Here is a 23,843-nt window from a genome sequence, read left to right as displayed (position 1 = left end):
TGCCAATCAAGGGGCGTCCCTTGAAAAGAGGATACGAGAACCATGAATGTTGCCCCCAATTCATATCTTCGCACCCGCAAACGCCTGCTGGCCGCAGCCGCATCCCTGGCCATTGCCGGCGCGATCGGCTTTGGTGCTGTTGCTACCGGGACAGCCCCGGTTCTGGCCGACGCCGTGCGTGTCGAGGCACCGCAGGTCCCGAGCTTCGCCGATGTGGTCGAGCGCGTTTCGCCGGCGGTCGTCAGCGTGCGCGTCAAGGCCAAGATCCAGTCGACGGCCGATGACGGTTCCGGCCAGATGGACGACGAGGACGGCCTAGGCAATCTTCCCGACAATCCGCAGCTGCGCCGGTTCTTCCGCGAATTCCGCGGCTTTGGCGACCAAGGCGGCGACCAGGGTCCGAACGGAATGCGCCGTTTTGGGCACCGTGACCGCAACAACGACCAGCCGCGGCCGGTGGCGCAAGGGTCGGGCTTCTTCATCTCCGATGACGGCTATCTCGTCACCAACAACCATGTCGTCGAGGAAGGCACCGCCTTCACCGTGGTGACCAATGACGGCAAGGAACTCGACGCCAAGCTGATCGGCACCGATCCGCGCACCGACCTTGCCGTGCTCAAGGTCAATGATGGCAGCAAGTTCACCTATGTCGACTTCGCCGATGATTCCAAGGTTCGCGTCGGCGACTGGGTGGTGGCGGTAGGCAATCCGTTCGGCCTCGGCGGCACGGTTACCGCAGGCATAGTTTCGGCCCGCGGCCGCGATATCGGCGCCGGTCCCTATGACGACTTCATCCAGATCGACGCCTCGGTGAACCGCGGCAATTCGGGCGGCCCGACCTTCAATCTCAACGGCCAGGTCGTCGGCATCAACACCGCGATTTTCTCGCCGTCAGGCGGCAGCGTCGGCATTGCCTTCGATATTCCCGCTTCGACCGCCAAGCAGGTCGTGCAGGATCTGATGAAGAACGGCACAGTCCAGCGCGGCTGGCTCGGCGTCGAAATCCAGCCGGTCACGCCCGAAATCGCCGAGTCGCTTGGCCTTGGGTCCGGCAAGGGCGCGCTCGTTGCCAGCGCGCAGGACAACAGTCCCGGCAAGAAGGCCGGCATCACTGCCGGTGACGTGATCACTCAGGTGGACGGCAAGGACGTTGCTTCGCCGAAGGAACTCGCCCGTCTGATCGGCGCTTACCCGCCCGGCAAATCGGTCGATGTCACGGTGTGGCGCAACGGTAAGAGCGAGGCGGTCAAGGTCGATCTCGGCAAGCTGCCGTCGAGCGACAAGCAGGCCTCGGCCGACCAGCAGCCTGCACCCGCGCCGAAGACCGACACGCTGGCCGATCTCGGCCTGACCGTCACCAAGTCCGACAATGGCAAGGGTCTTGTGGTGACCGATGTCGACCCCGACAGCGATGCCGCCGATCGCGGCATCCAGCCCGGTGACGTCATCACCTCCGTCAATTCGACGGAAGTGACCGGCACCGGCGACATCGACAAGGCGATGGCCGACGCGGTGAAGTCCGGACGCAAGGCGGTGCTGATGCAGATCACCCGCGACGACAGCAACCGCTTCGTCGCGCTGCCTGTCGCCAAGGGCTGACGACCGGCTCGACTTTTCCGGTGCGGCGGTTTTCACACCCCCGAGCCGCCGCACGGGAAAGCACGGGGCCTGAATACGTTAGTCAGTCATCGTGTTCCGCCCCAGCGGCAGCGGGCTTCCGATCGCCCGCTGCCGCTCGAACATGCCGCTCAAAGCGTGAAGCGGTTTAGGCTACGGCATGCTAAAACAAAGACTTACCGCGTATCCCTGAATCACCTTGTTCGCGATACGCCATGGAGACGGCCACGATGCATATGCCGGCCACTCAATCTTCCAGCGAAATCGCGTATAACGGTTCTATGAAGATTCTCGTCATAGAAGACGATCGCGAGGCGGCCGACTACCTGCAGAAGGCGTTCGCCGAGGCCGGCCATACCGCCCATGTCGCCGGAGACGGCGAAACCGGCTTCGCACTCGCTGATTCCGGCGACTATGACGTCATGGTCGTCGACCGCATGATGCCGCGCCGCGACGGCCTGTCCGTCATTGCCGGGCTCAGGTCCAGAGGCAATACGACGCCCGTGCTGATCCTGTCGGCGCTCGGCGAAGTCGACGACCGGGTCACCGGTCTGCGTGCCGGCGGCGACGACTATCTGACCAAGCCCTACGCCTTTTCCGAACTGCTCGCCCGCGTCGAGGTGCTGAACCGCCGCGCCAGCGCCAGGGAGGCAGAAACCGTCTACCGGGTCGGTGATCTCGAACTCGACCGGCTGTCGCATTCGGTGCGGCGCGCTGGGCGCGAGATAACGCTACAGCTGCGCGAGTTCCGCCTGCTCGAATATTTGATGCGCCATGCCGGCCAGGTAGTGACGCGCACCATGCTGCTCGAGAACGTCTGGGACTACCATTTCGATCCGCAGACCAACGTCATCGACGTTCATATCTCGCGGCTGCGCGGCAAGATTGAGAAGGGCTTCGACAAGCCGATCCTGCACACGGTTCGCGGCGCCGGCTATATGCTGAAAAGCGGCTAGAACCCCATGGCCCTTTCCGTGCCGGCCATCATGAGGACGACGGCAGCGCGGCTTTCAGCGCTTTATCTTCTGCTTTTTGCGCTGTGCGCTGTGCTGCTGGTCTTGTACATGACCTCGCTCTCGGCGCGCATGCTGACTGCCCAGACGCAGGAGACGATCAACGACGAGGTACTCGGCCTTGCCCGCGCCTATCAGCGCGGCGGCCTGCCGGTGCTGGTCCGCGTCGTCGAGCAGCGCTCCCGCCAGCCCGGCGCCAATCTCTATCTGATCGCCGATGCCAACGGCCAGATCCTGACCGGCAACGTGCAGAGCCTGGAGCCGGGCGTGATCGAGGCCGAGGGCTGGACCACCGAACCGTTCTCCTACCGCCGCTTCGGCGAGGGCGAGCTCGAGCGGCAGCGCAACCCGGTCTCCGACCCGAACGAGCCCGCCCAGAGCGAAGTACAGGCCGAAGGCGAGAAGGGCCATAATGCCATCGCCCTGGTGCTGCGCCTGCCCAACCAGATGATCATGCTGGTTGGCCGCGACCTCGGCGAGCCGGAGCGCTTCCGCGCCGTCATTCGCCGCGCCTTGATGCTGGCGCTCGGCATGATGGGCGTCGGCGGGCTGCTGATCTGGTTCTTCGTCGGGCGCGCGGCGCTGAAGCGCATCGACAGCGTGTCGGAGGCGAGCCGCCGCATCATGGGCGGCGATCTTTCCGGCCGGCTGCCGGTCACCGGCGCCGGCGACGAGTTCGACCGGCTGTCGGAAAACCTCAATTCCATGCTGGCCAGGATCGCCACGTTGAACGAGGGGCTGAAGCAGGTCTCCGACAACATCGCCCACGACCTGAAAACGCCGCTGACCAGGCTGCGCAATCGCGCCGAAGCGACGCTTTCCGGCAAGCACAACACCAGCGACTACCGACAGGCGCTGGAAGGAACGATCGCCGAATCCGATCAGCTGATAAAGACCTTCAACGCCATCCTGATGATCTCACGGCTGGAGGCCGGCTATTCCTCCGAAAGCACCACCAGGGTCGACCTGGCCGCTGCCGTGCACGACGTCGTCGAACTCTACGAGCCTGTGGCGGAAGAGGCGGGTGTGACGCTCGAAACCTCGGTACAGGGTGCCTTCGCCGTCAACGGCAATCGCGAGCTGATCGGCCAGGCGCTGTCCAATATCGTCGACAACGCGATCAAATATTCGACCGACTCGACCTCCAGGCCTACGGTTCGCGTGACGCTGGAGCGTATCGATGGCGAGATCAGGCTTGCTGTTTCCGACAACGGCCAGGGCATTCCCGACGATGTCGACCGCGCCAGGGTGACCGAGCGTTTCGTGCGGCTGGAAAAGAGCCGCTCGCAGCCGGGTTCCGGCCTTGGCTTGAGCCTCGCCAAGGCGATCATGACGTTCCACAATGGACGGCTTGAGCTTCTGCCCGGCAATCCCGGATTGTCCGTCGTCATGAGTTTTCCCGGGCGGGAGGATCGCTGATGGTGGCGAGGATGGCAGCGCGACGCCGCGAGACGGACTGGCTTTTGAAGCCGGCGGTAAAGCTCGTTCCGCTGGATGCAAGCCGCGCCAGGCAGGAATTGGCGGAGATCGCCGACGCCGCGCGGCAGGAAGAACTGCCGCGACTGGCGAAATTTCTCGCCGGCAAGGGGGTCGTCCAGGATTTCCTCGCCGCCGTTTTCGACCTGTCGCCGTTCCTGCGCGATACCGCGCGCCGCCGGCCGCGGATAGTCGATGCGCTTTTCGACGAGACCATCGAGGCGCGGCTGTCATCGATCTGCGCCGCGGTCGACAAGGCAGCGCGCGCAGAGGCCGTCTCCGAAGGCAGCCTGATGATGGAGCTGCGCCGATGCAAGGCGGAGGCGCATTTCCTGATCGCCTTGGCCGATCTCGCCGGCGAGGCCGAGACCTCGCTGACGGTGCGGCGACTGAGCGATCTTGCCGACGCCTGCACGCGTGCAGCCGTCGATTTCCTGCTCCGCGACGCGCATGAGCAAGGCAAGCTCAGTTTGCCGGATCCGAAAAATCCGGCGCAACGCTCGGGCTGGATCTTGCTTGGCATGGGCAAGCTCGGTGCGCATGAGCTGAACTTCTCCTCCGACATCGACCTCGTCGTCTTCTTCGACCCCGATGCGCCTGCCGTCGTCGATTCGCTCGATGCCACCGAGCTGTTTTCGCGCCTGACCCGCCGGCTGGTCCGCATTCTCCAGGACCGCACCGAGCACGGTTACGTCTTCCGCACCGATCTCAGGCTTCGTCCCGACCCCGGCTCGACGCCGCTGGCGATCCCGGTCGAGGCGGCGCTGCGCTACTATGAGGCGCGCGGCCAGAACTGGGAGCGCGCCGCCATGATCAAGGCGCGCCCGGTGGCTGGCGATCTTGCCGCCGGCGCCGCGTTCCTGAAGGAACTGCAGCCCTATATCTGGCGCAAATACATGGACTATGCGGCGATCGCCGACGTCCATTCGATAAAGCGCCAGATCCACGCCCACAAGGGCCATGGCGAGGTCGCGGTCAAAGGTCACAACGTCAAGCTCGGCCGCGGCGGCATCCGCGAGATCGAGTTCTTCGTCCAGACCCAGCAACTCATCGCCGGCGGTCGCTTTCCCGAACTGCGCGGCCGCGAGACCGTGCCGATGCTTGGCGAACTCTCCGCGCGTGGCTGGATCACTGCCGATGCGCGCGATGCCCTCACCAGGCAATACTGGTTCCTGCGCGGCGTCGAGCACGCCATCCAGATGGTTGCCGACCAGCAGACGCACATCCTGCCGGAGGACGAAGAGGGGCTGGAGCGCGTCGCCCGCATGCTGGGCTTTGCCGATGCGGCAGGCTTTGCCGAAGCGTTTCGCGCGGCGCTGCACCAGGTCGAGCGCCACTATGCAGCGCTGTTTGAAACCGCGCCGGAGCTTTCGGCAGGCATCGGCAATCTGGTCTTTACCGGCGACGTCGACGATCCCGACACCTTGCAGACCCTGAAGCGGCTCGGCTTCCAGCGGCCGAGCGACATCTGCCGGGTTATCCGCGGCTGGCACTTCGGCCGGTATCGCGTCACCCGGTCGGCGGAAGCGCGCGAGCGGCTGACCGAACTGACGCCGGCGCTGCTGCAAGCCTTCGGCCAGACGCGGCGGGCGGACGAGGCAGTGATCCGCTTCGACGAATTCCTTGCCGGCCTGCCTGCCGGCATCCAGCTGTTTTCGCTGCTGCATTCGAACCCGGCTTTGCTGAAGCTGATGGCGACGATCATGGGCGCGGCACCGCGGCTGGCCGCCATCATCACGCGCCGGCCACATGTCTTCGACGGCCTGCTCGATCCGGCGCTGCTGAGTGAACTGCCCAACCGCGCCTATCTGTCGGCGCGTCTTGCCGCCTTCCTCGAAGGCGACAGGGCCTATGAGGACGTGCTCGACCGACTGCGCATATTTGCTTCGGAGCAAAAGTTCCTGATCGGCGTAAGGCTGCTTGCCGGGTCAATCGATCCGCCGCGCGCCGGCCGCGCTTTTTCCGACCTCGCCGATCTGACCATCGAGGCGGCATTGCAGACGGTGACGGCGGAATTTGTGCTGCGTCATGGCCGTACTGCCGGCGGCAGGGTCGCACTGCTCGGCATGGGGAAGCTCGGCAGCCGCGAACTGACGGCAGGTTCCGACGTCGACCTCATCCTGCTCTACGATCACGACGCCGATGCCGAGGAGTCCGACGGCGACAAGCCGCTTGCCCCGTCGCATTACTACAGCCGACTGACGCAGCGGCTGATCGCCGCCGTTTCCGCGCCGACGGCCGAGGGCGTGCTCTATGAGCTCGACCTTCGCCTGCGGCCGTCCGGCAACAAGGGGCCGGTGGCCACCCATGTCGATGCTTTCAAGAAGTATCAGCGCCAGGACGCCTGGACATGGGAGCACATGGCGCTGGCGCGCGCCCGCACGATCGGCGGCGATGCCGAGCTCTGCCGCGAGGTCGAAGGGGAAGTTGCCGCAGTGCTCGCTCTGCCGCGCGATCCAGCCAAGGTGATGGCCGAGGCATCCGAGATGCGCGCCATGGTCGACAAGGAGAAGCCGCCGCGCGATACCTGGGACATCAAGCTGATCCCGGGCGGCCTCATCGATCTCGAATTCATCGCCCAGGTTGCGGTGATCACCGGAAAGATCGAGGCAGGCTGCAGGGCCACCGGCACGGCTGACATCCTGTCGTGCCTGGCGCCGGATTTCGCCAGCGCCCAGGTCAGGCAGGAACTGGTGGATGCCTATTCGCTCTATCTGGCGCTGACCCAGATAATACGGCTTTGCCTTACCGGCGCGTTCGAACGCGACGACGTTCCGCCAGGGCTTTCGGATCTGCTTCTGGCGGTCACCGACCTGCCGGATTTCGGTGTGCTTGAAGCGCACCTCAAGGAGACGTCGCAGAAGGTCAGAAAGGATTTTGACCTTTTGCTTCGTGCGAAACAACCGTGACGGCAATCGGCCGAACGGGCGAGAGCATCGGAGCCAAAAGTGGCGACCTGCTTTGGGAGCTTCCGATGCTCAAACAAGGAGATAGAGCGGGGATTGAAGATCTGCCGCTCTAGCATCGGGGGTGACGATGCAACAGGAGAAGACCATGAGAAAGACGACCAGACTTGCACTCGTTTTCGCAGCCCTGGCCGGCGCCGTCGGCACCGCTGCCTATGCAGACGAGCACTCCGGCGCCGGGCCGCGCGAGGGCATGATGATGCGCCTCGGTAAGGTCATGAAGGACAATGACGGCACCATCACCTTCGACCAGTTCTCCGACGCCATGAACGCGCGGCTGAAGAAGATGGTCGCCGACAATGGCGGTAAGCTGACCGTGGCACAGCTCGCCGACGCGCTGGAGAAGGCACGCTTCGAGCAGATGGCCAGGCGCATCATCGCCCGCTACGACACCAAGGGCGACGGCACGCTGACCGCCGACGACATCACCAGCCGCCAGAAGAAGGTGTTCGCCATGCTCGACCGCGACAATGACGGCAAGATCGAGAAGAACGAACTGCCGAAGGGTCCCGGCCGTCACCACCAATGGGGCGGCGACGGCAATGACGGCATGCAGTGAGAATTAATAACCTCTCCGGCGGCGCGAGCCGCCGGAGACTTATTTTGTCGTTTCAGGCAGCGGCCTTGACCGCCTGCGTGGCTTTCTTGATCGGGATGCGTACCGAGACGATCGTGCCGACGCTTTCGGTCGAGCGGATCTTCAACGCGCCACCCTGAAGCTCGGCCAGCGAGCGCGAGATGGCGAGGCCGAGGCCGGAGCCGGCATGGCTCTTGGAGAACTGGTTTTGCACCTGTTCGAACGGCCGCCCGAGCTTGCTCAGCGCCGCCTTCGGGATGCCGCAGCCATTGTCCTCGATCGTCAGGATCAGCGCGCTGGAAATGCTGCGGGCCCTGACCGAGATGTGGCCGCCTTGCCCGGTGAACTTCACGGCATTCGATAACAAATTGATGAGGATCTGCTTGATCGCCCTGCGGTCGGCGAACAGCGTCAGCGAATCGGCGATGCGGGTTTCGACGGTGATCGATTTTTCCGCCGCCTGCAGCGAAACGACGCGAACCGTTTCCCTGATCAGCGGGCAGAGATCGATTTGTTCCTGATCCAGCGCGAACTGGCCGGCCTCGATCTTCGACATGTCGAGGATATCGTTGATGACGCCGAGAAGATATTTGCCGCTGCCGTTGATGTCGGTGGCATACTCTTCGTAGCGCGGCGAACCCAGCGGCCCGAACAGGCCCCGTTCCATCAGTTCCGAAAAGCCGATGATCGCGTTGAGCGGCGTGCGCAACTCGTGCGACATATTGGCCAGGAATTCAGATTTGGCCCGGTTCGCCGCTTCCGCCCGCTCGGTTTCCTTCATGTATTTGCGATTGAGCTCGACGAGTTCGCGGGCCCGTTCTTCTTCCGCCCGACGGGCAAGGCTGAGGTCGTGGATCGTTGCCATCAAACGGCGCTCGCTGTCGACCAGCTTCTCCTGGTGCAGCTTGATCTGGGTGATGTCGGAGCCGACCGAGACGGTGCCGCCGTCCCTTGTCCGCAATTCGTTCACCTGAAGCCAGCGGCCGTCGGCAAGCTGGCGCTCGAAGGTCACGCCCCCCTGCGGTCCGTTGGTATTGGCAAGCCGCCGCTCCGAGGCGAACGCCAACATGCGTTCATCCAGCACGGCGCGCGGGGCGCCCGGCATCACGTCGCGATCCGACAGGCCGTTATCCTGCTGGTATTTGGAATTGCACATGATCAGGCGCTCGGACGAATCCCACAGCACGAAGGATTCGTTGATGTTTTCGATGGCTGTCCTCAGGCGCAGGTCCGCGGCTTCGGAGCGCAGCGCCAGGTGCCGCTGCTCGGTGACGTCGACGGCGATGCCGATCAGCTGGATCTCCGGGGCTTCCGGGTCGATAACCTGTGCTCTTGCCCGCATCCAGACCCATTGCCCGTCGGCATGACGCATCCGGAACACCTGGTCGATGTGGTCGATCTCGCGCCCGACGATCCTGTTGGCGAGTTCAAACAAATCGCCGTCCTCGGGATGGATGATTTCGTCGACTTCGCCGAACGACAGCATCGTGTCGCAAGGCTCGTAGCCCAGCATGTCGTACATCGAGCGCGACCAGTACATCTTGCCGCGCACCATGTCCCAGTCCCACAGGCCGCAGCGGCCGCGCACCAGCGCCATGTCGATGCGCTGGTGGGCTTCGAGATAGATGCGGTCGGCGGCCTGGGCGCGCGCCGCCTGGCCGAAATAGGCGTAGAGGATGATGATCAGCACGCCGGCCGTCAGCACAAACAGCGTGACGTTGAGCGAGACCGTCTTGCGCCAGGTGTCAAAAACTGCCTCCTGCGGCACAAAGGCTGCCGCGGCACCCCTTCGGCCATTCGCCAGGCTCACCGCCGCGTACCAGTCCTGTCCGCCGATGCTGACCTCCATCACCCCGGCGCGGTCGCCGAACATGAACAGCGGCTGCCCGCCCTGCACGACGCCATCGAGCGATCGCCCCTCCCAGTGCGTCGACTGCGGCGATACGGCAATGATCTTGAAGGCGCTGTCGGTGATCGCCAGTACGTGGCTTCGGCCCATCGCGCCCTGACGGCCGGTTCCCTCCAGCAGGTCCTGGATCGCGCCGGGCGTCGAAACCATGGTCGCGTCGGCAGCGATCGAACTGGCCAGTTGGCCCGCGGCCAGCGCAAGGATCGCCTTGGCGTCGCGCTCGATCTCGTCGCGCTCGTTCATCAGCGACAGAAAGCGCAATACTGCAATGATCAACAGAAAGATGATGATGAGGGCCGGTATCGATCGCCGCAACAGCGGCTCGGCTGCCAGCAGCCGTCGGTAGGCAGGTTCGGCGATGAGCCGCGTATTGCCGGCGAGACCGTCGCTTCGCGCCTCGTGTCGCTCAAAAGCCGTCCCACCGGGCGCGCCCCACGCGTCCGCCTTCGCCATAAATGGCACTCCCCGATTTTCAATCTGCTTGACGATCCGGCAACGCCGCACTTCCGAATCGTCTGTAAAGAATCAAAGGTGATTCGCCTTGTCCAGAGGCGCGGCGAAAAAAGATTAAAAATCGACTAAAATAATGCGGTTTTCGGGCGAGACGCCATTGTGGTGGTGAGCCGGCGCGTTGTCAGGCCAGCGTGCGCTCGACGATGTCTCGCAAATCGGCCGACAGCTTCTCTGCATTGGCGATCGAAAGCAGCGCCTCCCTTGCCTTGGCCTGCCGCACCGGTTCGAGCGACCGCCAAGACCTGAGCGCCGTCGCCAGCCTGGCGGCCACCTGCGGGTTGCGCTTTTCCACCTGCAGCACCGTTTCGACGAAAAGCCGGTAGCCCTCGCCGTCGGCGCTATGGAAGCCGGTCTGGTTGGCGCTGGAAAACGTACCGATGAGTGAGCGCACCCGGTTCGGGTTGGCCATCGAGAACGTCGGGTGGCCGGTCAAAGCGCGCACCGCATCGACGGTTTGCGGGCCGGGCACACTGGCCTGGATCTGGAACCATTTGTCCATGACCAGCGCATCGGTTGCATATCTCGCCTCGAAATCGGCCAGCGCCTTGGTCGCCTCCGGTGAGCCGTGGTGACGGTGCGCAAGCACGGTCAACGCCGCGGCCCGGTCGGTCATGTTGGTCGCCGACTGGAAGTGCCGGGCAGCGAGTTCCGCGCCTCCCGGCAGCAAGCAGAGATAATCCAGCAGGACATTGCGCAGTGCACGCCGCCCGGCACTGGTCGCATCCGGGCTGAACGGACCATTGTCGGCGAGCCGATCGTAAAGTTTGGAGAATATCTCGCTGTTGGTCTCGGCGATCGCAACCACTAGCGCCTCGCGCGCCGCGAAAATGGCGTCGGGGTCGATGTTCTTGCCGATGTCGCGGGCGATATCGGCCTCGCCGGGCAGCGCCAGCGCCAATGCCCGATAGGCGGGTTCGAGTGCTTCGTCGCCGGCTATCTTGCCGGCAAGCTCGGTCAGCCGGGCGCTGAACTCGGGTTGCCTGTGGTCCAGGATCTGACGGAAGGCTGCAATCAGGGCATCGGTCAAAAGCGTGTTGAACGCCTGCCAGCGCGAGAAGGCGTCGCTGTCATGGCCAGCCAGAAAAAACTGGTCGTCGGGCCGTTGCTCGACCGAAAGCGTCACCGGCGCCGAAAAGCCACGGTTGAGCGACATGGCCGGACGCTCGGCAATCCCGGAAAACCTGACGACATGGCGACGTTTGCGGATATGGATGACACTGTCCTCGACGTTCGCCCCTTCGACGCCGCTATGCGCTATCGCCTCGCCACCGGCGCCAACCAGGCCGAAGGCAAGCGGAATGTGCATCAGCCGCTTGCGGCTTTCCGCCGGTGTTGGCGGCACCGACTGCTCGATTTCGAGCGTGAATTCTCGCCCCGCCGGATTATATGCCGAACTGACGGTCAGGTTCGGCGTACCGGCCTGATGGTACCACAGCGAAAACTGCGACAGGTCGCGACCGGAGACGTCTTCGAACACCTTGATGAAGTCTTCGATCGTCGCCGCCTGGCCGTCGTGACGTTCGAAGTACAGGTCCATGCCGGCGCGGAACGTCTCGGCGCCGAGGATGGTATGGATCATGCGCACGACTTCCGAGCCCTTTTCGTAGACCGTCGCCGTGTAGAAATTGTTGATCTCGCGGTAGCGGCGCGGCCGCACGGGATGCGCCAGCGGCCCCTGGTCCTCGGGAAACTGATGGGCGCGCAGCGTACGCACCTCGGCGATGCGCTTGACGGCGCGCGAGCGCTGATCGGCGGAGAATTCGTGGTCGCGGAAAACGGTCAGGCCTTCCTTCAGGCAAAGCTGGAACCAGTCGCGGCAAGTGATTCTGTTACCTGTCCAATTGTGGAAATACTCATGGGCAATGATGGCTTCGATGTTGGCGAAATCGGCGTCCGTCGCGGTTTCCTGGTCGGCCAGCACATACTTGTCGTTGAAGATGTTGAGACCCTTGTTCTCCATCGCGCCCATATTGAAGTCGGATACGGCGACGATGTTGAAGACATCGAGGTCGTATTCGCGGCCGAACGCCTCCTCGTCCCATTTCATCGAGCGTTTCAAGGCATCCATGGCGTAGCCGGCGAGCCTCTCCTTGCCCGGTTCGACATAGATTCCGAGCTCGACGTTGCGGCCAGACAGGGTAACGAAACTGTCCGAGATCTTGCCGAGGTCGCCCGCCACCAGCGCAAACAAATAGGACGGCTTGGGGAACGGGTCGTGCCAGACCGCATAGTGCCTGCCGCCGGCAAGTTCGCCGCTGCCGGCCGGGTTGCCGTTGGACAAAAGCAGCGGCGCCTCACGGCGCTGAGCTTCGATGCGCACCGTATAGACCGACAGGATGTCGGGGCGGTCGAGGAAATAAGTGATGCGGCGAAAGCCTTCGGCCTCGCACTGCGTGCAATAGACGTCGCTGGAGCGATAGAGGCCCATAAGCGCTTCGTTCCGCGCCGGCGCCAGCACGGTTTCGATTCTCAGTTGGAAGCGCCTTGCCGCAGGGGGGCTGACGATTGTCAGTTGATCGGGCGTGGCGAGAAAATCCGCAGGGCTCGTTTGCTGGCCGTCGATGGCGATGCTGCTGAGCGTCAGCCCGTCGCCATCGAGCACCAGCGGCACTGATGCCGCAATCCCGTCGCGGCGTTCGACCGCCAGCACGGCGGTGACATGCGTTGCTTCAGGTGAAAGGCGGAAAGTCAGGCTGGTTTCCGGAATGAGATAATCGCTGGGGCGATAGTCTTCGAGCTTGAAGACCTGGCCGGTATCGGTGCGCATTCCTTGATTTTTCCTGTCGATCCGGGAGTGGCGGGCGGGTCCGCTGGTCCAAATAAATTGAAGTCTGCGCTCTTTACACGAAACACTCCCTCGACAAAACTGCAGCGACGTCTATTTCAGGCGATCATTTCCCAAGCATCATCGCGAGGCTTCCATGACCGTCGTCACGCCGAAATTCGGGATGGGCGCCTCGGTGCTGCGTCGCGAGGCCTTCAAGGGCGCCGGGGAGGCGAGTACGATCGGGTCGACGCGTGCCGCGCTCAATGAGGTGACCGACGCTCTCTATAGCGCCTACGGCATCAGACATATCGACATGCCCGCAACGCCGGCGCGCATCTTGGCGGCGATCCAGGAAGCAAAAGGGGCGTGACAGCCGAACGGGACTTGCCAGTGCTTGCTGCCGGCGACCACGCCGGCGAACACAGCACGCTAACCGGGATCGTGCTCAAGATCGTATCGGTGGCGGTCTTCGTCGGCATGTCGTCCTGCATCAAGGCGGCAGGCACGGTGCCGGCGGGCCAGATCGTCTTTTTCCGCTCCTTCTTTGCCATCTTTCCGATCATCGCCTTCCTCGCCTTCCAGGGGAAACTCGGCACCGCCTTTTCGACAAAGCGCCCGCTCAACCACATTGCGCGCGGTGTTGTCGGGGTTTGCGCCATGGGGCTCGGCTTCTTCGCGCTAACGCGGCTGCCGCTGCCCGAGGCGATTACGCTGAACTACGCGCAGCCGCTGCTGGTCGTGGTGTTCAGTTCGATCTTCCTCGGCGAAGCCATCCGCATCTATCGCTGGAGCGCGGTTGCCGTCGGCCTGGTCGGGGTGCTGATCATCTCGTGGCCGGAACTGACGCTGCTGGGCTCGGGCGCTGCCCTTGGCGACCAGGAGGTGCTCGGCGTCATCGCCGCCCTCATGGCCGCGGCGATCTCGGCCATCGCCATGCTCCTGGTGCGCAACCTCGTCCAGAGCGAGCGGACGGCGACCATCGTGCTGTGGTTCTCTGTGACGGCGAGCGTCATGGCGCTGCTTTCGCTGCCATTCGGCTGGCAGGCGCTGACGCCAGTGCAGGCGGGGCTTCTGATTGCCGCGGGTTTTTGCGGCGGGCTCGGCCAGATCCTGATGACCTCGGCCTATCGCCATGCCGAAGCTTCGGTCGTGGCACCGTTCGAATACACCTCGATGATCCTCGGCGTCGTGGTCGGCTATCTGGTCTTTGGCGACGTCGCCACGATCAACATGCTGGTCGGCGGCATTATCGTCGTCGCAGCGGGCATTTTCATCATCTGGCGTGAGCGCCAGCTCGGCCTCGAACGCACCCGCACGCGCAAGGCGATCGCGCCACAGGGGTGATCAGCCTTTCGCCGCGTCGGCCCGCCCTTTCGCCAGCCGCACCAGCACCGCCCGCGTCTGCTCGTCGGCCGGGAAAAAGGATTCGATCGCCAGCTCCGACAACGTCACGTCGAGCGGCGTGCCGAATACGGTGATGGTGCTGATGAACGACAGCATCGCGTCGCCATGGGCAAGCTTGAGCGGATGGACAATCGCATTCGGTTCGACCGGCGCCGGCCGGCTGCCTTTGAGGCCGGACGGATAGGCCCGAAGCTCGCGCTCGAGCTCGACCAGCACCGGATCGGCGGTAGCATCGTTCTGCTGCTTCAGCCGCTCCAGAAGATGCGTCCGCCATTCCGCAAGGTTGACGATGCGCGGCGCGATGCCGCCCGGATGCAGGCTGAGGCGCAGCACGTTGACCGGCGGCGTCAGCAATGAGGCATCGGCGACATTGGCGAGGAACGGGCCTATGGCGGCGTTCGCCGACACCAGGTTCCAGTGCCGGTCGACGGCAAGCGCCGGGAACGGCTCGTGCGCCTTGAGCACGGTCTCGACCGCCGCCATCGCCGGCGCCATCGAGGCATCGTCAAGCGGCCGCTCACTGAAGCTCGGGGCAAAGCCGGCGGCCAGCAGCAGCTGGTTGCGCTGCCTGAGCGGGATCGAAAGCTGCTCGGCCAGATGCAGCACCATATCGCGCGAGGGTGCGGCGCGGCCGCTTTCGACGAAGCTCAGATGCCGCTGCGAGATCTCGGCCTCCATGGCGAGGTCGAGCTGGCTCATGCGCCGGCGTGTACGCCATTCGCGAATGAGACTGCCGGCGGAAATCTGGACTGCTGTCATGACGAGATGACTAGGCCGGTGGGAGAGGGATTTCAATTACCTGGGAAGTCATCGGCACTGTCTTTCCCTTCTCCACCACAGAGAGAAGGAAGAGGCGCGCGAACCTCAACTCAGCGCCCGCAACTTCGCCTTCACTTCGAGGAAATCCCGCCACGCCAGCTTCTTGTGCGCCGGCGTCCTCAGGAGATAGGCCGGATGCAGGGTCGGCATGGCGGGAATTGCGACGCCGGATGGGGTCGTGTGGACGCGCCAGTTGCCGCGCAGCCGCAATATGCCTTCGGAGGTGTTGAGCAGGGTCTTTGCCGACGGGCCGCCGAGATTGACCAGCACTTTCGGAGCAACCAACTCGATCTGCCGTTCGATGAACGGCCGGCATATCTCGGTCTCGTGCGGCGTCGGCGTGCGATTGCCCGGTGGCCGCCAGGGAATGACATTGGCGATGTAGACTGAATTTCGATCAAGACCGATCGCGGCCAGGATGTGGTCGAGCAGCCGGCCAGAGCGGCCGACGAACGGCAGGCCCTCTATGTCCTCGTCGCGGCCCGGCGCTTCGCCGACCAGCATCACCTCGGCAGTCGGATTGCCGTCGGCGAACACCAGGTTCTTGGCCGTGAATTTGAGATTGCAGCCGTCGAATGCCGCCATGTGCTGGCGAAGCTCGTCGAGGTTTGCCGCCGACCTCGCCAGTTGCCGCGCCCACGCCGCCTGCGCCTCGTCGGGCACCGTTGCGGTGGCCGGAGGCGTTCGCACTACCGGTGCCGTGTTCGGTCTCTCGCCCATTTCGGCGCGCGACACGCTCGTCGAGCGTTGCGGCGCCGCATTTTCACCGGCCGGCAGAGCGGCCGCCGCGGGTACCCGCTCCGGCGGCCTGGCTTCTGCAAACCTGTTTACCGGCTGTTCTTCAAGTGCCTCATCGACGCCAGCGCTGGCGTAGAAGGCCAGCAGCTCGGCGAGATCGGCTCGGTTATTGTGGGGGGCGGCAGTCATGGTTTCACATTCGGCCGCGGAGCTTGAATTTGCAAGTTCAGCTCGACGGTATGCGCGGATCCTGCACCAGATAGAACGTCCAGCGCGGCGTATAGTCGGTGATCAGGAAATAGAAGCTGGCGGTCTTCAGCGGGTCGATCTTGCCGTTCTTGAACAGCAGGCGGTCATACGGTTCGAAATTGCGGTCGAAATCGGCGTAGCTGCTCGACCAGATATTTTCGGGCGTTTTGTTGCGCTGGTCGAACGACAGGCCGTCGCCGAACACGCTCGGCTGGTCGAGGATCTCCTGGAGTTCGAACTGGAACTCGACCCAGGCCTGGCCGCTATTGTTGAGCACGTCGATGCGCATGTACATCAGCCCATTGGCGAAGTCTCCAGCCTTGCCGAACGGCTGGATCGGCTTGGTCGTGCGAATGGCTAGCGTTACCGGCGTCGCTGAATTCAGCTCTTCGGTGATGACGAGCGGATCCTCCTTCGTGCCGACGCCCGAAGCCCCGGTGATGCGGAAGCCGCCGCGCTCGTCGGAAAAGGAGTAGGCGCCGGTCGCCCAGACCAGTCGTGGGTCGGCGCGGGCATCAACGGCCGCCAGCGGCAGAAGCGCCAAGAACGCCGCACGGCAAATCCGGCCGGGCGTGAAAAAAAAGCGCGTCGATGAAAAGCCAGCCGGCCCGAATATGCGCATGGCGGGAAGTATGGCCGATAAGCAAGCCGTCGAACAATTAAAAACATCAGTGCGACATATCTCTACAAACGGAATAGGATTGAAGATTGGTGCTCGCCACCGCGAATCTGTGCGGCAGGACGCGACTTTTTGACGAAATCGGTATTGTCACGTCCGCGCCGGTTTCCCGTCGCTATTTGATGCGCTATGCAGCGCGTGAGCCAGCAAGATGCCGGGAATAGCGAGCCAGTGAGGGGTCGATGAGCGATATCGAACGCGAAAGCATGGAATTCGACGTGGTCATCGTCGGCGCCGGCCCGGCCGGCCTCGCCGCCGCGATCCGTCTCAAGCAGGTCAATCCCGAGCTTTCCGTTGTCGTGCTGGAAAAGGGCGGCGAAGTCGGCGCGCACATCCTGTCCGGCGCCGTCGTCGATCCGATCGGCATCGACCGGCTGTTGCCGGGTTGGCGCGAAGAGGAGGGTCATCCCTTCAGGACACCGGTCACCGACGACCATTTCTTGGTTCTCGGCCCCGCCGGTTCGTTCCGTCTGCCCAATATCCTGATGCCGCCGCTGATGAACAATCACGGCAACTATGTCGTCTCGCTCGGCAATGTCTGCCGCTGGCTGGCGACAAAGGCCGAGGCGCTGGGCGTCGAGATCTATCCGGGCTTTGCCGCGGTCGGCCTGCTCTACAACGAGGCCGGTGCGGTCACCGGCGTCGTCACCGGCGACATGGGCGTCGAGAAGGACGGCACGCACGGCCCGGGCTTTGCGCCGGGCATGGCGCTGATGGGCAAATATGTCTTGATCGGCGAGGGCGCGCGCGGCTCGCTGGCCAAGCAACTGATCGCCAAATATCACCTTTCCGACGGTCGTGAGCCCGGAAAATACGGCATCGGCCTCAAGGAACTCTGGCAGGTCAAACCGGAAAACCACCGGCCGGGCCTTGTCCAGCATTCCTTCGGCTGGCCGCTCGATATGAAGACCGGCGGCGGCTCCTTTCTCTACCATCTCGAGGACAATCAGGTGGCAGTCGGCTTCGTCGTTCACCTGAACTACAAGAACCCCTATCTGTCGCCCTTTGACGAGTTCCAACGCTTCAAGACCCATCCGGCGATCCGCGGCACCTTCGAGGGCGCCAAGCGGCTGGGCTATGGTGCCCGCGCCATCACCGAAGGTGGCTGGCAGTCGGTGCCGAAACTGTCCTTCCCCGGCGGTGCGCTGATCGGCTGCGCGGCCGGCTTCGTCAACGTGCCGCGCATCAAGGGCTCGCACAATGCCGTGCTCTCCGGAATGCTGGCCGCCGAGCATGTCTGTGATGCGATAGCCGCCGGCCGCGCCAATGACGAACTGGCCTCCTATGAGGCCGCCTGGCGCGCCACCGATATCGGCAAGGACCTGAAGAAAGTGCGCAACGTCAAGCCGCTATGGTCGCGCTTCGGCACCATTGTCGGCGTCGGCCTTGGCGGGCTCGACATGTGGCTGAACACGCTGTTCGGCTTCTCGCCCTTCGGCACGATGAAGCACGGCAAGGCTGACTACGCCACGCTGGAACCGGCCGCCGCGCACCAGAAGATCGCCTATCCGAAGCCGGACGGGGTGCTGACCTTCGACCGGCTGTCGTCGGTGTTCCTGTCCAACACCAACCACGAGGAAAACGAGCCGGTGCATCTGCTCGTCGCCGACATGGACCTGCAGAAGCGCTCCGAACATGACGTCTATGCCGGGCCCTCGACGCGTTACTGCCCGGCCAGCGTCTACGAATGGGTCGACAAGGACGGCAATGCCGCCGCCGATCCTGCGGCCAAGGATGTGCGCTTCGTCATCAACGCGCAGAACTGTGTGCACTGCAAGACTTGCGATATCAAGGACCCGAACCAGAACATAAATTGGGTGCCGCCACAGGGCGGCGAGGGCCCGGTCTACCAGAACATGTAAGTCACAAGGTTTGCTCCGGACCAAACAAGATGAGGAGCAGCGCAACCATAGGATTGTTGAATAGACCGCCTGCCTGTGTTTCCTTTCTGTGACGACAGGGAGGAAGGAAAATGCGTCTGGCAGTTCTGACGAGCGCTGTGGCGATCGGGGCGTTGTGCACCCCTTTAGCCTTGGCCGACACTAAAGTATTGGTCAAGACACGAACTTATAACATTGCCGGAACCACCGGCGCGGCCCTGATCGAGGCCATGGATCGCAGTGGGCCGAAGCACGGCTTCATGACCCACGCCATCGCGCAGACCGGCTACAGCGTCGATGATTGGACCTTCGACGCCCATACGGAAAACGGCGTCTGCCGCCTGCACCAGGCCAACGGGACGCTCAATCTCTTCTATACCTATCCCAAACTAGCCTCAGCCACGTCGCCGGCACTGCAGAAGCGGTGGAAGCGGTTCTTCGCTGGCGTCCGCGCCCATGAAGAGACCCATGGCCGCATCGCCAGACAGATGATGCGGGCCACCGAAAAGTCGGTTCGAGGGTTGACAGTCGGTGATGACCCGCACTGTTTCGAGGCACGTCGCGAGGCAAAGCGCCGGATCAATGCCATCTATGCCGAATATGAAGCAAAGCAGAAGGCCTTCGATGCGCGCGAGCATCGCGACGGCGGCCCCGTCGAGCACCTCATCCGCGCTTTTGTGGGCCAATAATAAGCCCGGGTAGAGATTGGACTGCGGATTTTCAGCTTCGGGCCCCGCCAGGCAGCGCCGCAAGCGCGGTCGCCGTCTGGTGCTCGTCGAGCGGCTTTTGTTCATCCGAGCGTAGCGAAAATTCCACCAGCACCGGCAGATGATCTGAGCCGGTGTCCTCAAGGGTCGACGCCGAACGGATGACAATTGCACCTTTGCTGAAAACCTGGTCGATCGGCAGTCCGGCGAAGCGCAGGAAATCCGGCAGCTTTCTGTAGAGCCAGGTCGGCCCGACCGACGGCATTACAGTCAGCTTGCCAAGCGATGCGACGCGCCGGACGGCGGCGCTCCATGGCGCTGCGTTGCAGTCCCCCGCCAGGATCGACGTCTCGCCAAGCGAGGCGATTTCGTCAGACAACCCTCCAATCTGCCGTGATTGGTTGTGCGGCCATGGCCAGGTGAGGTGGATGGCGGCGACATCGACGTCGGTTCCGCCGAAATCGACCGTGGCGATCGCCATCGCGCCCCGGCTGTCGCAGTGCGGCTCTGTGCCCACGGCAAACGGTCGTCTGGACAGCAGCGCAACGCCGAATACGCCATTGGGATACGGGCAGAGGATCCGGTAGGGATAAGCGCCGGACAGCAGCCCAAGCTTTGCCTTCCACATTTCGGACACCTCATCGAGGGTGATCACATCAGGCTGGGTCCGACCGATCAGCGACAGCACCTTCTCAGGCGTTGGATTGTTGAACCTGAGGTTCATCTGCAGCAGGCGGTAGTCCGCCTCGCCGCCGGGCCTGGCGTCGTAGGCGGCCTGCACCTGCCATAGCCGCGAAAGCGGCAAGGCATTCGACGTGGTGGCAAAGGCGGCCACCGCAAACAGCAATGCGGCGGCGGCCTGCAGGCGAAACGAGGTGGCGAGCAGCGGCAGCGCGCAAAGCGCCATCAAGACGGCAAAATGAACGCGGAAATGAGCAAAGGAATCGAAGGCCGGATGCAGCGATCCGAAGAACCCGGCCACCAGCGCGACCGAGAGTGCAAGCATTGCGACGAACGCCAGCGCAACCGTCATGTCTCGAACACGTGCCATCGCTTTGTCTATCGGCAGAAATGCGGTTCAATCAAGATGACGAAATGTCCTGACCTGGACCGACAAATGCGATCGGCACTTACTGGAAGGCAGTTTCCGAAAAGCTCCTGAGCTTGCGCGAATGCAGCCGCTCCATCGGCATTTCGGCCAGCTTCTCCATCGCCCTGATGCCGATGGTCAAATGCTGCGCGACTTGCCGCTTGTAGAATTCGGTCGCCATGCCAGGCAGCTTCAATTCGCCATGCAGGGGCTTGTCGGAGACGCAAAGCAGCGTGCCATAGGGCACCCGGAAGCGAAAGCCGTTGGCGGCGATCGTCGCCGATTCCATATCGAGCGCGATCGCCCGCGACTGCGACAGCCGCTGCACCGGCCCGCGCTGGTCGCGCAACTCCCAATTGCGGTTGTCGATGGTGGCGACGGTGCCGGTGCGCATGATGCGCTTGAGGTCGTAGCCGGAAAGCCCGGTGACCTCGGCGACCGCTTCCTGCAGCGCCACCTGGATTTCAGCCAACGGCGGAATCGGCACCCAGACCGGAAGGTCGTCGTCGAGGACATGGTCTTCCCGTACATACGCATGCGCCAGCACATAATCCCCCAGCGCCTGCGTGTTGCGCAGACCGGCGCAATGGCCGAGCATCACCCAGGCATGCGGCCGGAGCACCGCGATATGGTCGGTGATCGTCTTGGCGTTGGAAGGGCCAACGCCAATATTGACCATGGTGATGCCGCCATGGTTCGGCTTCTTCAGATGATAGGCCGGCATCTGCGGCAGGCGAGGCGGCGCGGCACCCTCACCGGGCGCGCTGTCCCCGACTTTGGTCACAATATTGCCCGGCTCGACGAACTCGACGTATCCGTCACCGCCATTGGCCATCAAATCGCGTGCACGGGCGACGAATTCGTCGATATAGAACTGGTAATTGGTGAACAGCACGAAGTTCTGGAAATGCTGGGGACTGGTCGCGGTGTAATGCGACATCCGATGCAGCGAATAGTCGATCCGTTGCGCGGTGAACGGTGCCAGCGGCCGTGCCTCGCCCAATGCCACTTCGAACGTGCCGTTGGCGATCTGGTCGTCGGTGCCGTCGAGATCCGGCACGTCGAACAGGTCACGGATCGGCCGTTTAATGCGCTCGGCAGCAGTGCCGTCGACATGCGTGCCTTCGAGAAAGGCGAAATGCAGCGGGATGGGAGTGGTCGATTCCGAAACCGTGACCGGAACGCCGTGGTTGCGCATGATCAGCCGAAGCTGTTCGGTGAGATAGCTTTCGAAAAGGGCAGGCTGGGTGACGGTGGTCGAGAAATGCCCCGGCGTCGGCATGTGGCCATAGGCCTGCCGCGAGTCGATCTGGGTGAACGAACTCGTGGTGACGCCGATCTCCGGATAGAAGGCCCGGTAGCGTTTGTTGTTGTCGCCGCCCGCGGCGAGCGCGGCAAATGAATCGCGCAGGAACTTGGTATTGCGGTCGTAAAGCACCTGCAGGGCGGCGACCGCCTTCTTGGCGTCGTTGAAGCTCTGTCGGCCAAACGGCTCCGGCGTGACGACCGATTCAATGGCTTGGGGATAGATTCGCTTTTCCATGACCCAATATAGAGAGTTGGGCGCGCGGTTGGGAGGGGGTAAGGCGGTCTCAGAACGCTGTTGGGCGTTTTCTTTCCTGCGATTCAACCGCGCCGCAGGCTGACCAGCAGCACAAAGCCGAGACCGGACTTCCTCAGCGCAGGCGCCTCGATGGTCGAACCGGCATCGGCGCGCATCGTCGGTACGGCCAGAATCGGGGCCGCCAGAAGCATTAGGATGAGCGCCGTCCGCGGCAGAAGCCGAAGGGTCTTGAGGACGTTGGCGGTGAGGTGGGTCATGGCGTGGTTTTCTAGATTCTCGCTGTCGGGTTCAGTGGCGAAGCTGGTTCGGGCAACCGAGCCGGCAGGAAATGGCGACGTCCCAGGCGCGGGCCGGACGGCCGGCTTCGGCGACAAGGACAGCGAACAACATGCCGAACAGGCTCATCAGCAGGCAGACGATGGTGAAGCGGCGGGCAAGCATTGCGCGGTGTCTCCTTCAACACGCATGACAATGCCTTGCCCCGGCTGAACCAGCTCTGATGCCGGCGTTCATCTGGGGTTCAAAATGGTTGATGATCTCTGGACGGGCCGCCTTGAAAGCAGCGACCGATGGCGACGCCGTGGCTGCGAGACCGATAACATGAAAACGGGGCCAACTGGCCCCGCTCATCCCGGCAGGAATGGCTCGATCAGAGCTTATGCCAGGTCTGGCTCTTGCAGATCAGCCCGCCGAGCACGCAGCCGCTCATCTTGAGCGAACTGCCGGAAAGCGACGCCTTGCCCGAATAGGTCTTGTCGGTTTCCGGGTCGGTTATCGTGCCGGCATATTTGTTGTCGCCGGCCACCTTCAGTGAACCGATGTTCTTGCCGGCAAATTTGCCGGATTTGAGCGTAATCGAAAATGCCCCGCCGCCACCCGAAATGGCGGCAGTCGATCCGGCTTGCGTTTTCCAATTGCCTTCGATCGGATCGGCCCATGCCGCGCCGGTCATCATTATTGCGGCCGCGAGGGCCAGGCTCACTTGTCGAAACATGTCTCTCCTCCCTCAGGCAAGTCAATCGGGCTCCGCCCCGGCCGTCTGCCCCTTACGCAAACGTAAGCTAGTCCAGCTCTCGGAAAAACAAAAGCGGTGCCGCGACGGAAGGGTTGCGGGTTTTTGCCCGCTCCCGAACGGCCGCGCCGGCGAAAAATGAAACGGGCCGCACACGTCTTTGTGTTCCGTGGTTAGCGGAGTCTTGATCCGCGCCTCGCAAGTTTTCTTCAAATTTTGTGCAAACCGGCGCGATTGCTGGCTTTGTATCCTTAACGAATTTTCGCGTTTACCTCTTGTTTTAGCTTTGTTTTCCTCAAATTAAGCACGCCATTTAACGACGGATTCAAGCCTCCGCGGCATTCTCGAAAGCATCGAAAGAGAGCCGCCCCGAAGGTAGTCAAGGACACCGAGGGACAGACGGAGACACCTCTCGGGAGCCAGAACAGGGGATTTGAAATGGCACGTTTTGAAATGCTTGAAGCCGGCTTCGGCGCCATGGGGGCAACTGCCCAGGCCGATATTCTTTTCGAGTTGGGCATGATGTATGCGACCGGCCGCGATTGCGAGACCGATGTCGTCGCCGCCCACAAATGGTTCAATATCGCCGCGATCAAGGGTTCGGCCCGCGCCGCGGAACTGCGCTCTGAATTGTCGGCCGCCATGTCGAAGGTCGAGATCGCCAAGGCGCTCCGCGAAGCCCGCGAATGGATGACGATGCACTGAATTCGTCAACGTCGACTTCACGGGGTACTGAGTTCACGACAGGGACGCTTCGGGTCAAAGCCGCGCAGACGGTTAGGCCCGAAAAATCAAGGCCGCGCAAGACGGCTGGGCTAACAAGATCAAGAACACGGCAGCGAGCTGTGCAATAGACAGGGAAG

General features: G+C 63.1%; 21 protein-coding genes. 11 read left to right on the top strand and 10 right to left on the bottom strand.

Annotated features, from left to right (window positions below; translation table 11 throughout):
* The first annotated feature begins 42 nt into the window (after positions 1 to 42).
* From NKJ93_RS09585 to NKJ93_RS09565, 5 genes are all read left to right on the top strand, one after another.
* Positions 43 to 1,599, top strand: coding sequence for a Do family serine endopeptidase (locus NKJ93_RS09585; protein WP_352481893.1), 1,557 nt, complete (start codon positions 43 to 45; stop codon positions 1,597 to 1,599).
* 299 nt (positions 1,600 to 1,898) lie between these two features.
* The gene (locus NKJ93_RS09580) at positions 1,899 to 2,573 is read left to right on the top strand and encodes a response regulator transcription factor (RefSeq protein ID WP_352588737.1); all 675 of its coding nucleotides are present in this window, start codon (positions 1,899 to 1,901) and stop codon (positions 2,571 to 2,573) included.
* Between the two features lie 6 nt (positions 2,574 to 2,579).
* Positions 2,580 to 4,049 carry a sensor histidine kinase gene (locus NKJ93_RS09575; RefSeq protein WP_352481892.1) on the top strand — a complete coding sequence of 490 codons (1,470 nt, stop codon included), beginning with the start codon at positions 2,580 to 2,582 and terminating at the stop codon, positions 4,047 to 4,049.
* Complete coding sequence (locus NKJ93_RS09570; protein ID WP_352588734.1) at positions 4,049 to 7,015, top strand: bifunctional [glutamine synthetase] adenylyltransferase/[glutamine synthetase]-adenylyl-L-tyrosine phosphorylase; 2,967 nt, start codon at positions 4,049 to 4,051, stop codon at positions 7,013 to 7,015. The genes NKJ93_RS09575 and NKJ93_RS09570 overlap by 1 nt, the downstream gene beginning before the upstream one ends.
* A gap of 145 nt (positions 7,016 to 7,160) precedes the next feature.
* Positions 7,161 to 7,631 carry an EF-hand domain-containing protein gene (locus NKJ93_RS09565; protein WP_352481890.1) on the top strand — a complete coding sequence of 157 codons (471 nt, stop codon included), beginning with the start codon at positions 7,161 to 7,163 and terminating at the stop codon, positions 7,629 to 7,631.
* A gap of 52 nt (positions 7,632 to 7,683) precedes the next feature.
* On the opposite strand, the gene NKJ93_RS09560 is transcribed toward NKJ93_RS09565, so the two are convergent.
* Together NKJ93_RS09560 and pepN are read right to left on the bottom strand one after the other, a co-directional pair.
* On the bottom strand, positions 7,684 to 10,011 hold the full coding sequence (locus NKJ93_RS09560) for a PAS domain-containing sensor histidine kinase (protein ID WP_352588731.1): 2,328 nt from the start codon (positions 10,009 to 10,011) through the stop codon (positions 7,684 to 7,686).
* 181 nt (positions 10,012 to 10,192) lie between these two features.
* Entirely contained in the window at positions 10,193 to 12,838 is a 2,646-nt protein-coding gene (gene pepN / locus NKJ93_RS09555) for an aminopeptidase N (protein ID WP_352588728.1), read from the bottom strand.
* A 154-nt stretch (positions 12,839 to 12,992) separates the two neighbouring features.
* On the opposite strand from pepN, the gene NKJ93_RS09550 reads away from it, so the two are divergent.
* A complete protein-coding gene (locus tag NKJ93_RS09550; protein ID WP_023718376.1) occupies positions 12,993 to 13,208 on the top strand; it encodes a hypothetical protein in 216 nt (71 codons plus the stop codon).
* The gene (locus NKJ93_RS09545; RefSeq protein ID WP_502899437.1) at positions 13,205 to 14,182 is read left to right on the top strand and encodes a DMT family transporter; all 978 of its coding nucleotides are present in this window, start codon (positions 13,205 to 13,207) and stop codon (positions 14,180 to 14,182) included. Before NKJ93_RS09550 ends, NKJ93_RS09545 begins: the two co-directional genes overlap by 4 nt.
* On the opposite strand, the gene NKJ93_RS09540 is transcribed toward NKJ93_RS09545, so the two are convergent.
* The 3 genes from NKJ93_RS09540 to NKJ93_RS09530 form a co-directional block, all read right to left on the bottom strand.
* The gene (locus NKJ93_RS09540) at positions 14,183 to 15,001 is read right to left on the bottom strand and encodes a helix-turn-helix domain-containing protein (protein ID WP_352481886.1); all 819 of its coding nucleotides are present in this window, start codon (positions 14,999 to 15,001) and stop codon (positions 14,183 to 14,185) included.
* A gap of 105 nt (positions 15,002 to 15,106) precedes the next feature.
* The gene (locus NKJ93_RS09535) at positions 15,107 to 15,988 is read right to left on the bottom strand and encodes a uracil-DNA glycosylase (RefSeq protein WP_352588725.1); all 882 of its coding nucleotides are present in this window, start codon (positions 15,986 to 15,988) and stop codon (positions 15,107 to 15,109) included.
* A gap of 37 nt (positions 15,989 to 16,025) precedes the next feature.
* Positions 16,026 to 16,670 (bottom strand): hypothetical protein, encoded by a 645-nt coding sequence (locus tag NKJ93_RS09530; RefSeq protein ID WP_023718372.1) that lies wholly within the window; start codon positions 16,668 to 16,670, stop codon positions 16,026 to 16,028.
* On the opposite strand from NKJ93_RS09530, the gene NKJ93_RS09525 reads away from it, so the two are divergent.
* The 3 genes from NKJ93_RS09525 to NKJ93_RS09515 all read left to right on the top strand — a co-directional run bounded on the left by NKJ93_RS09525 (position 16,621) and on the right by NKJ93_RS09515 (position 19,296).
* Entirely contained in the window at positions 16,621 to 16,803 is a 183-nt protein-coding gene (locus NKJ93_RS09525; protein WP_198030476.1) for a hypothetical protein, read from the top strand. The genes NKJ93_RS09530 and NKJ93_RS09525 overlap by 50 nt on opposite strands.
* Positions 16,804 to 16,909: 106 nt before the next feature.
* Positions 16,910 to 18,589: an electron transfer flavoprotein-ubiquinone oxidoreductase gene (locus NKJ93_RS09520; protein WP_352588722.1), complete on the top strand. Its 1,680-nt coding sequence runs from the start codon at positions 16,910 to 16,912 to the stop codon at positions 18,587 to 18,589.
* Between the two features lie 110 nt (positions 18,590 to 18,699).
* Positions 18,700 to 19,296 (top strand): DUF922 domain-containing protein, encoded by a 597-nt coding sequence (locus NKJ93_RS09515; RefSeq protein WP_352588719.1) that lies wholly within the window; start codon positions 18,700 to 18,702, stop codon positions 19,294 to 19,296.
* Positions 19,297 to 19,327: 31 nt separating this feature from the next.
* Here NKJ93_RS09515 and NKJ93_RS09510 read toward each other — a convergent pair whose 3' ends face one another.
* From NKJ93_RS09510 to NKJ93_RS09490, 5 genes are all read right to left on the bottom strand, one after another.
* A complete protein-coding gene (locus NKJ93_RS09510) occupies positions 19,328 to 20,365 on the bottom strand; it encodes an endonuclease/exonuclease/phosphatase family protein (RefSeq protein WP_352588716.1) in 1,038 nt (345 codons plus the stop codon).
* A gap of 79 nt (positions 20,366 to 20,444) precedes the next feature.
* Positions 20,445 to 21,947 (bottom strand): AMP nucleosidase, encoded by a 1,503-nt coding sequence (locus tag NKJ93_RS09505; RefSeq protein WP_352494832.1) that lies wholly within the window; start codon positions 21,945 to 21,947, stop codon positions 20,445 to 20,447.
* Positions 21,948 to 22,030: 83 nt separating this feature from the next.
* Complete coding sequence (locus NKJ93_RS09500; RefSeq protein WP_352481878.1) at positions 22,031 to 22,225, bottom strand: hypothetical protein; 195 nt, start codon at positions 22,223 to 22,225, stop codon at positions 22,031 to 22,033.
* A gap of 31 nt (positions 22,226 to 22,256) precedes the next feature.
* Positions 22,257 to 22,409: a hypothetical protein gene (locus tag NKJ93_RS09495; protein ID WP_023718367.1), complete on the bottom strand. Its 153-nt coding sequence runs from the start codon at positions 22,407 to 22,409 to the stop codon at positions 22,257 to 22,259.
* A gap of 208 nt (positions 22,410 to 22,617) precedes the next feature.
* A complete protein-coding gene (locus NKJ93_RS09490; protein WP_023677801.1) occupies positions 22,618 to 22,962 on the bottom strand; it encodes a DUF2147 domain-containing protein in 345 nt (114 codons plus the stop codon).
* Positions 22,963 to 23,418: 456 nt separating this feature from the next.
* Here NKJ93_RS09490 and NKJ93_RS09485 point away from each other — a divergent pair, with 456 nt between their 5' ends.
* The gene (locus NKJ93_RS09485; protein ID WP_010915070.1) at positions 23,419 to 23,685 is read left to right on the top strand and encodes an SEL1-like repeat protein; all 267 of its coding nucleotides are present in this window, start codon (positions 23,419 to 23,421) and stop codon (positions 23,683 to 23,685) included.
* The last annotated feature ends 158 nt before the right edge of the window (positions 23,686 to 23,843 follow it).

Origin of the sequence: Mesorhizobium sp. M0028 (genome assembly GCF_040323855.1) — a bacterium.
GTDB lineage: Bacteria > Pseudomonadota > Alphaproteobacteria > Rhizobiales > Rhizobiaceae > Mesorhizobium.
This window is presented reverse-complemented; position numbering and strand designations above follow the sequence as displayed.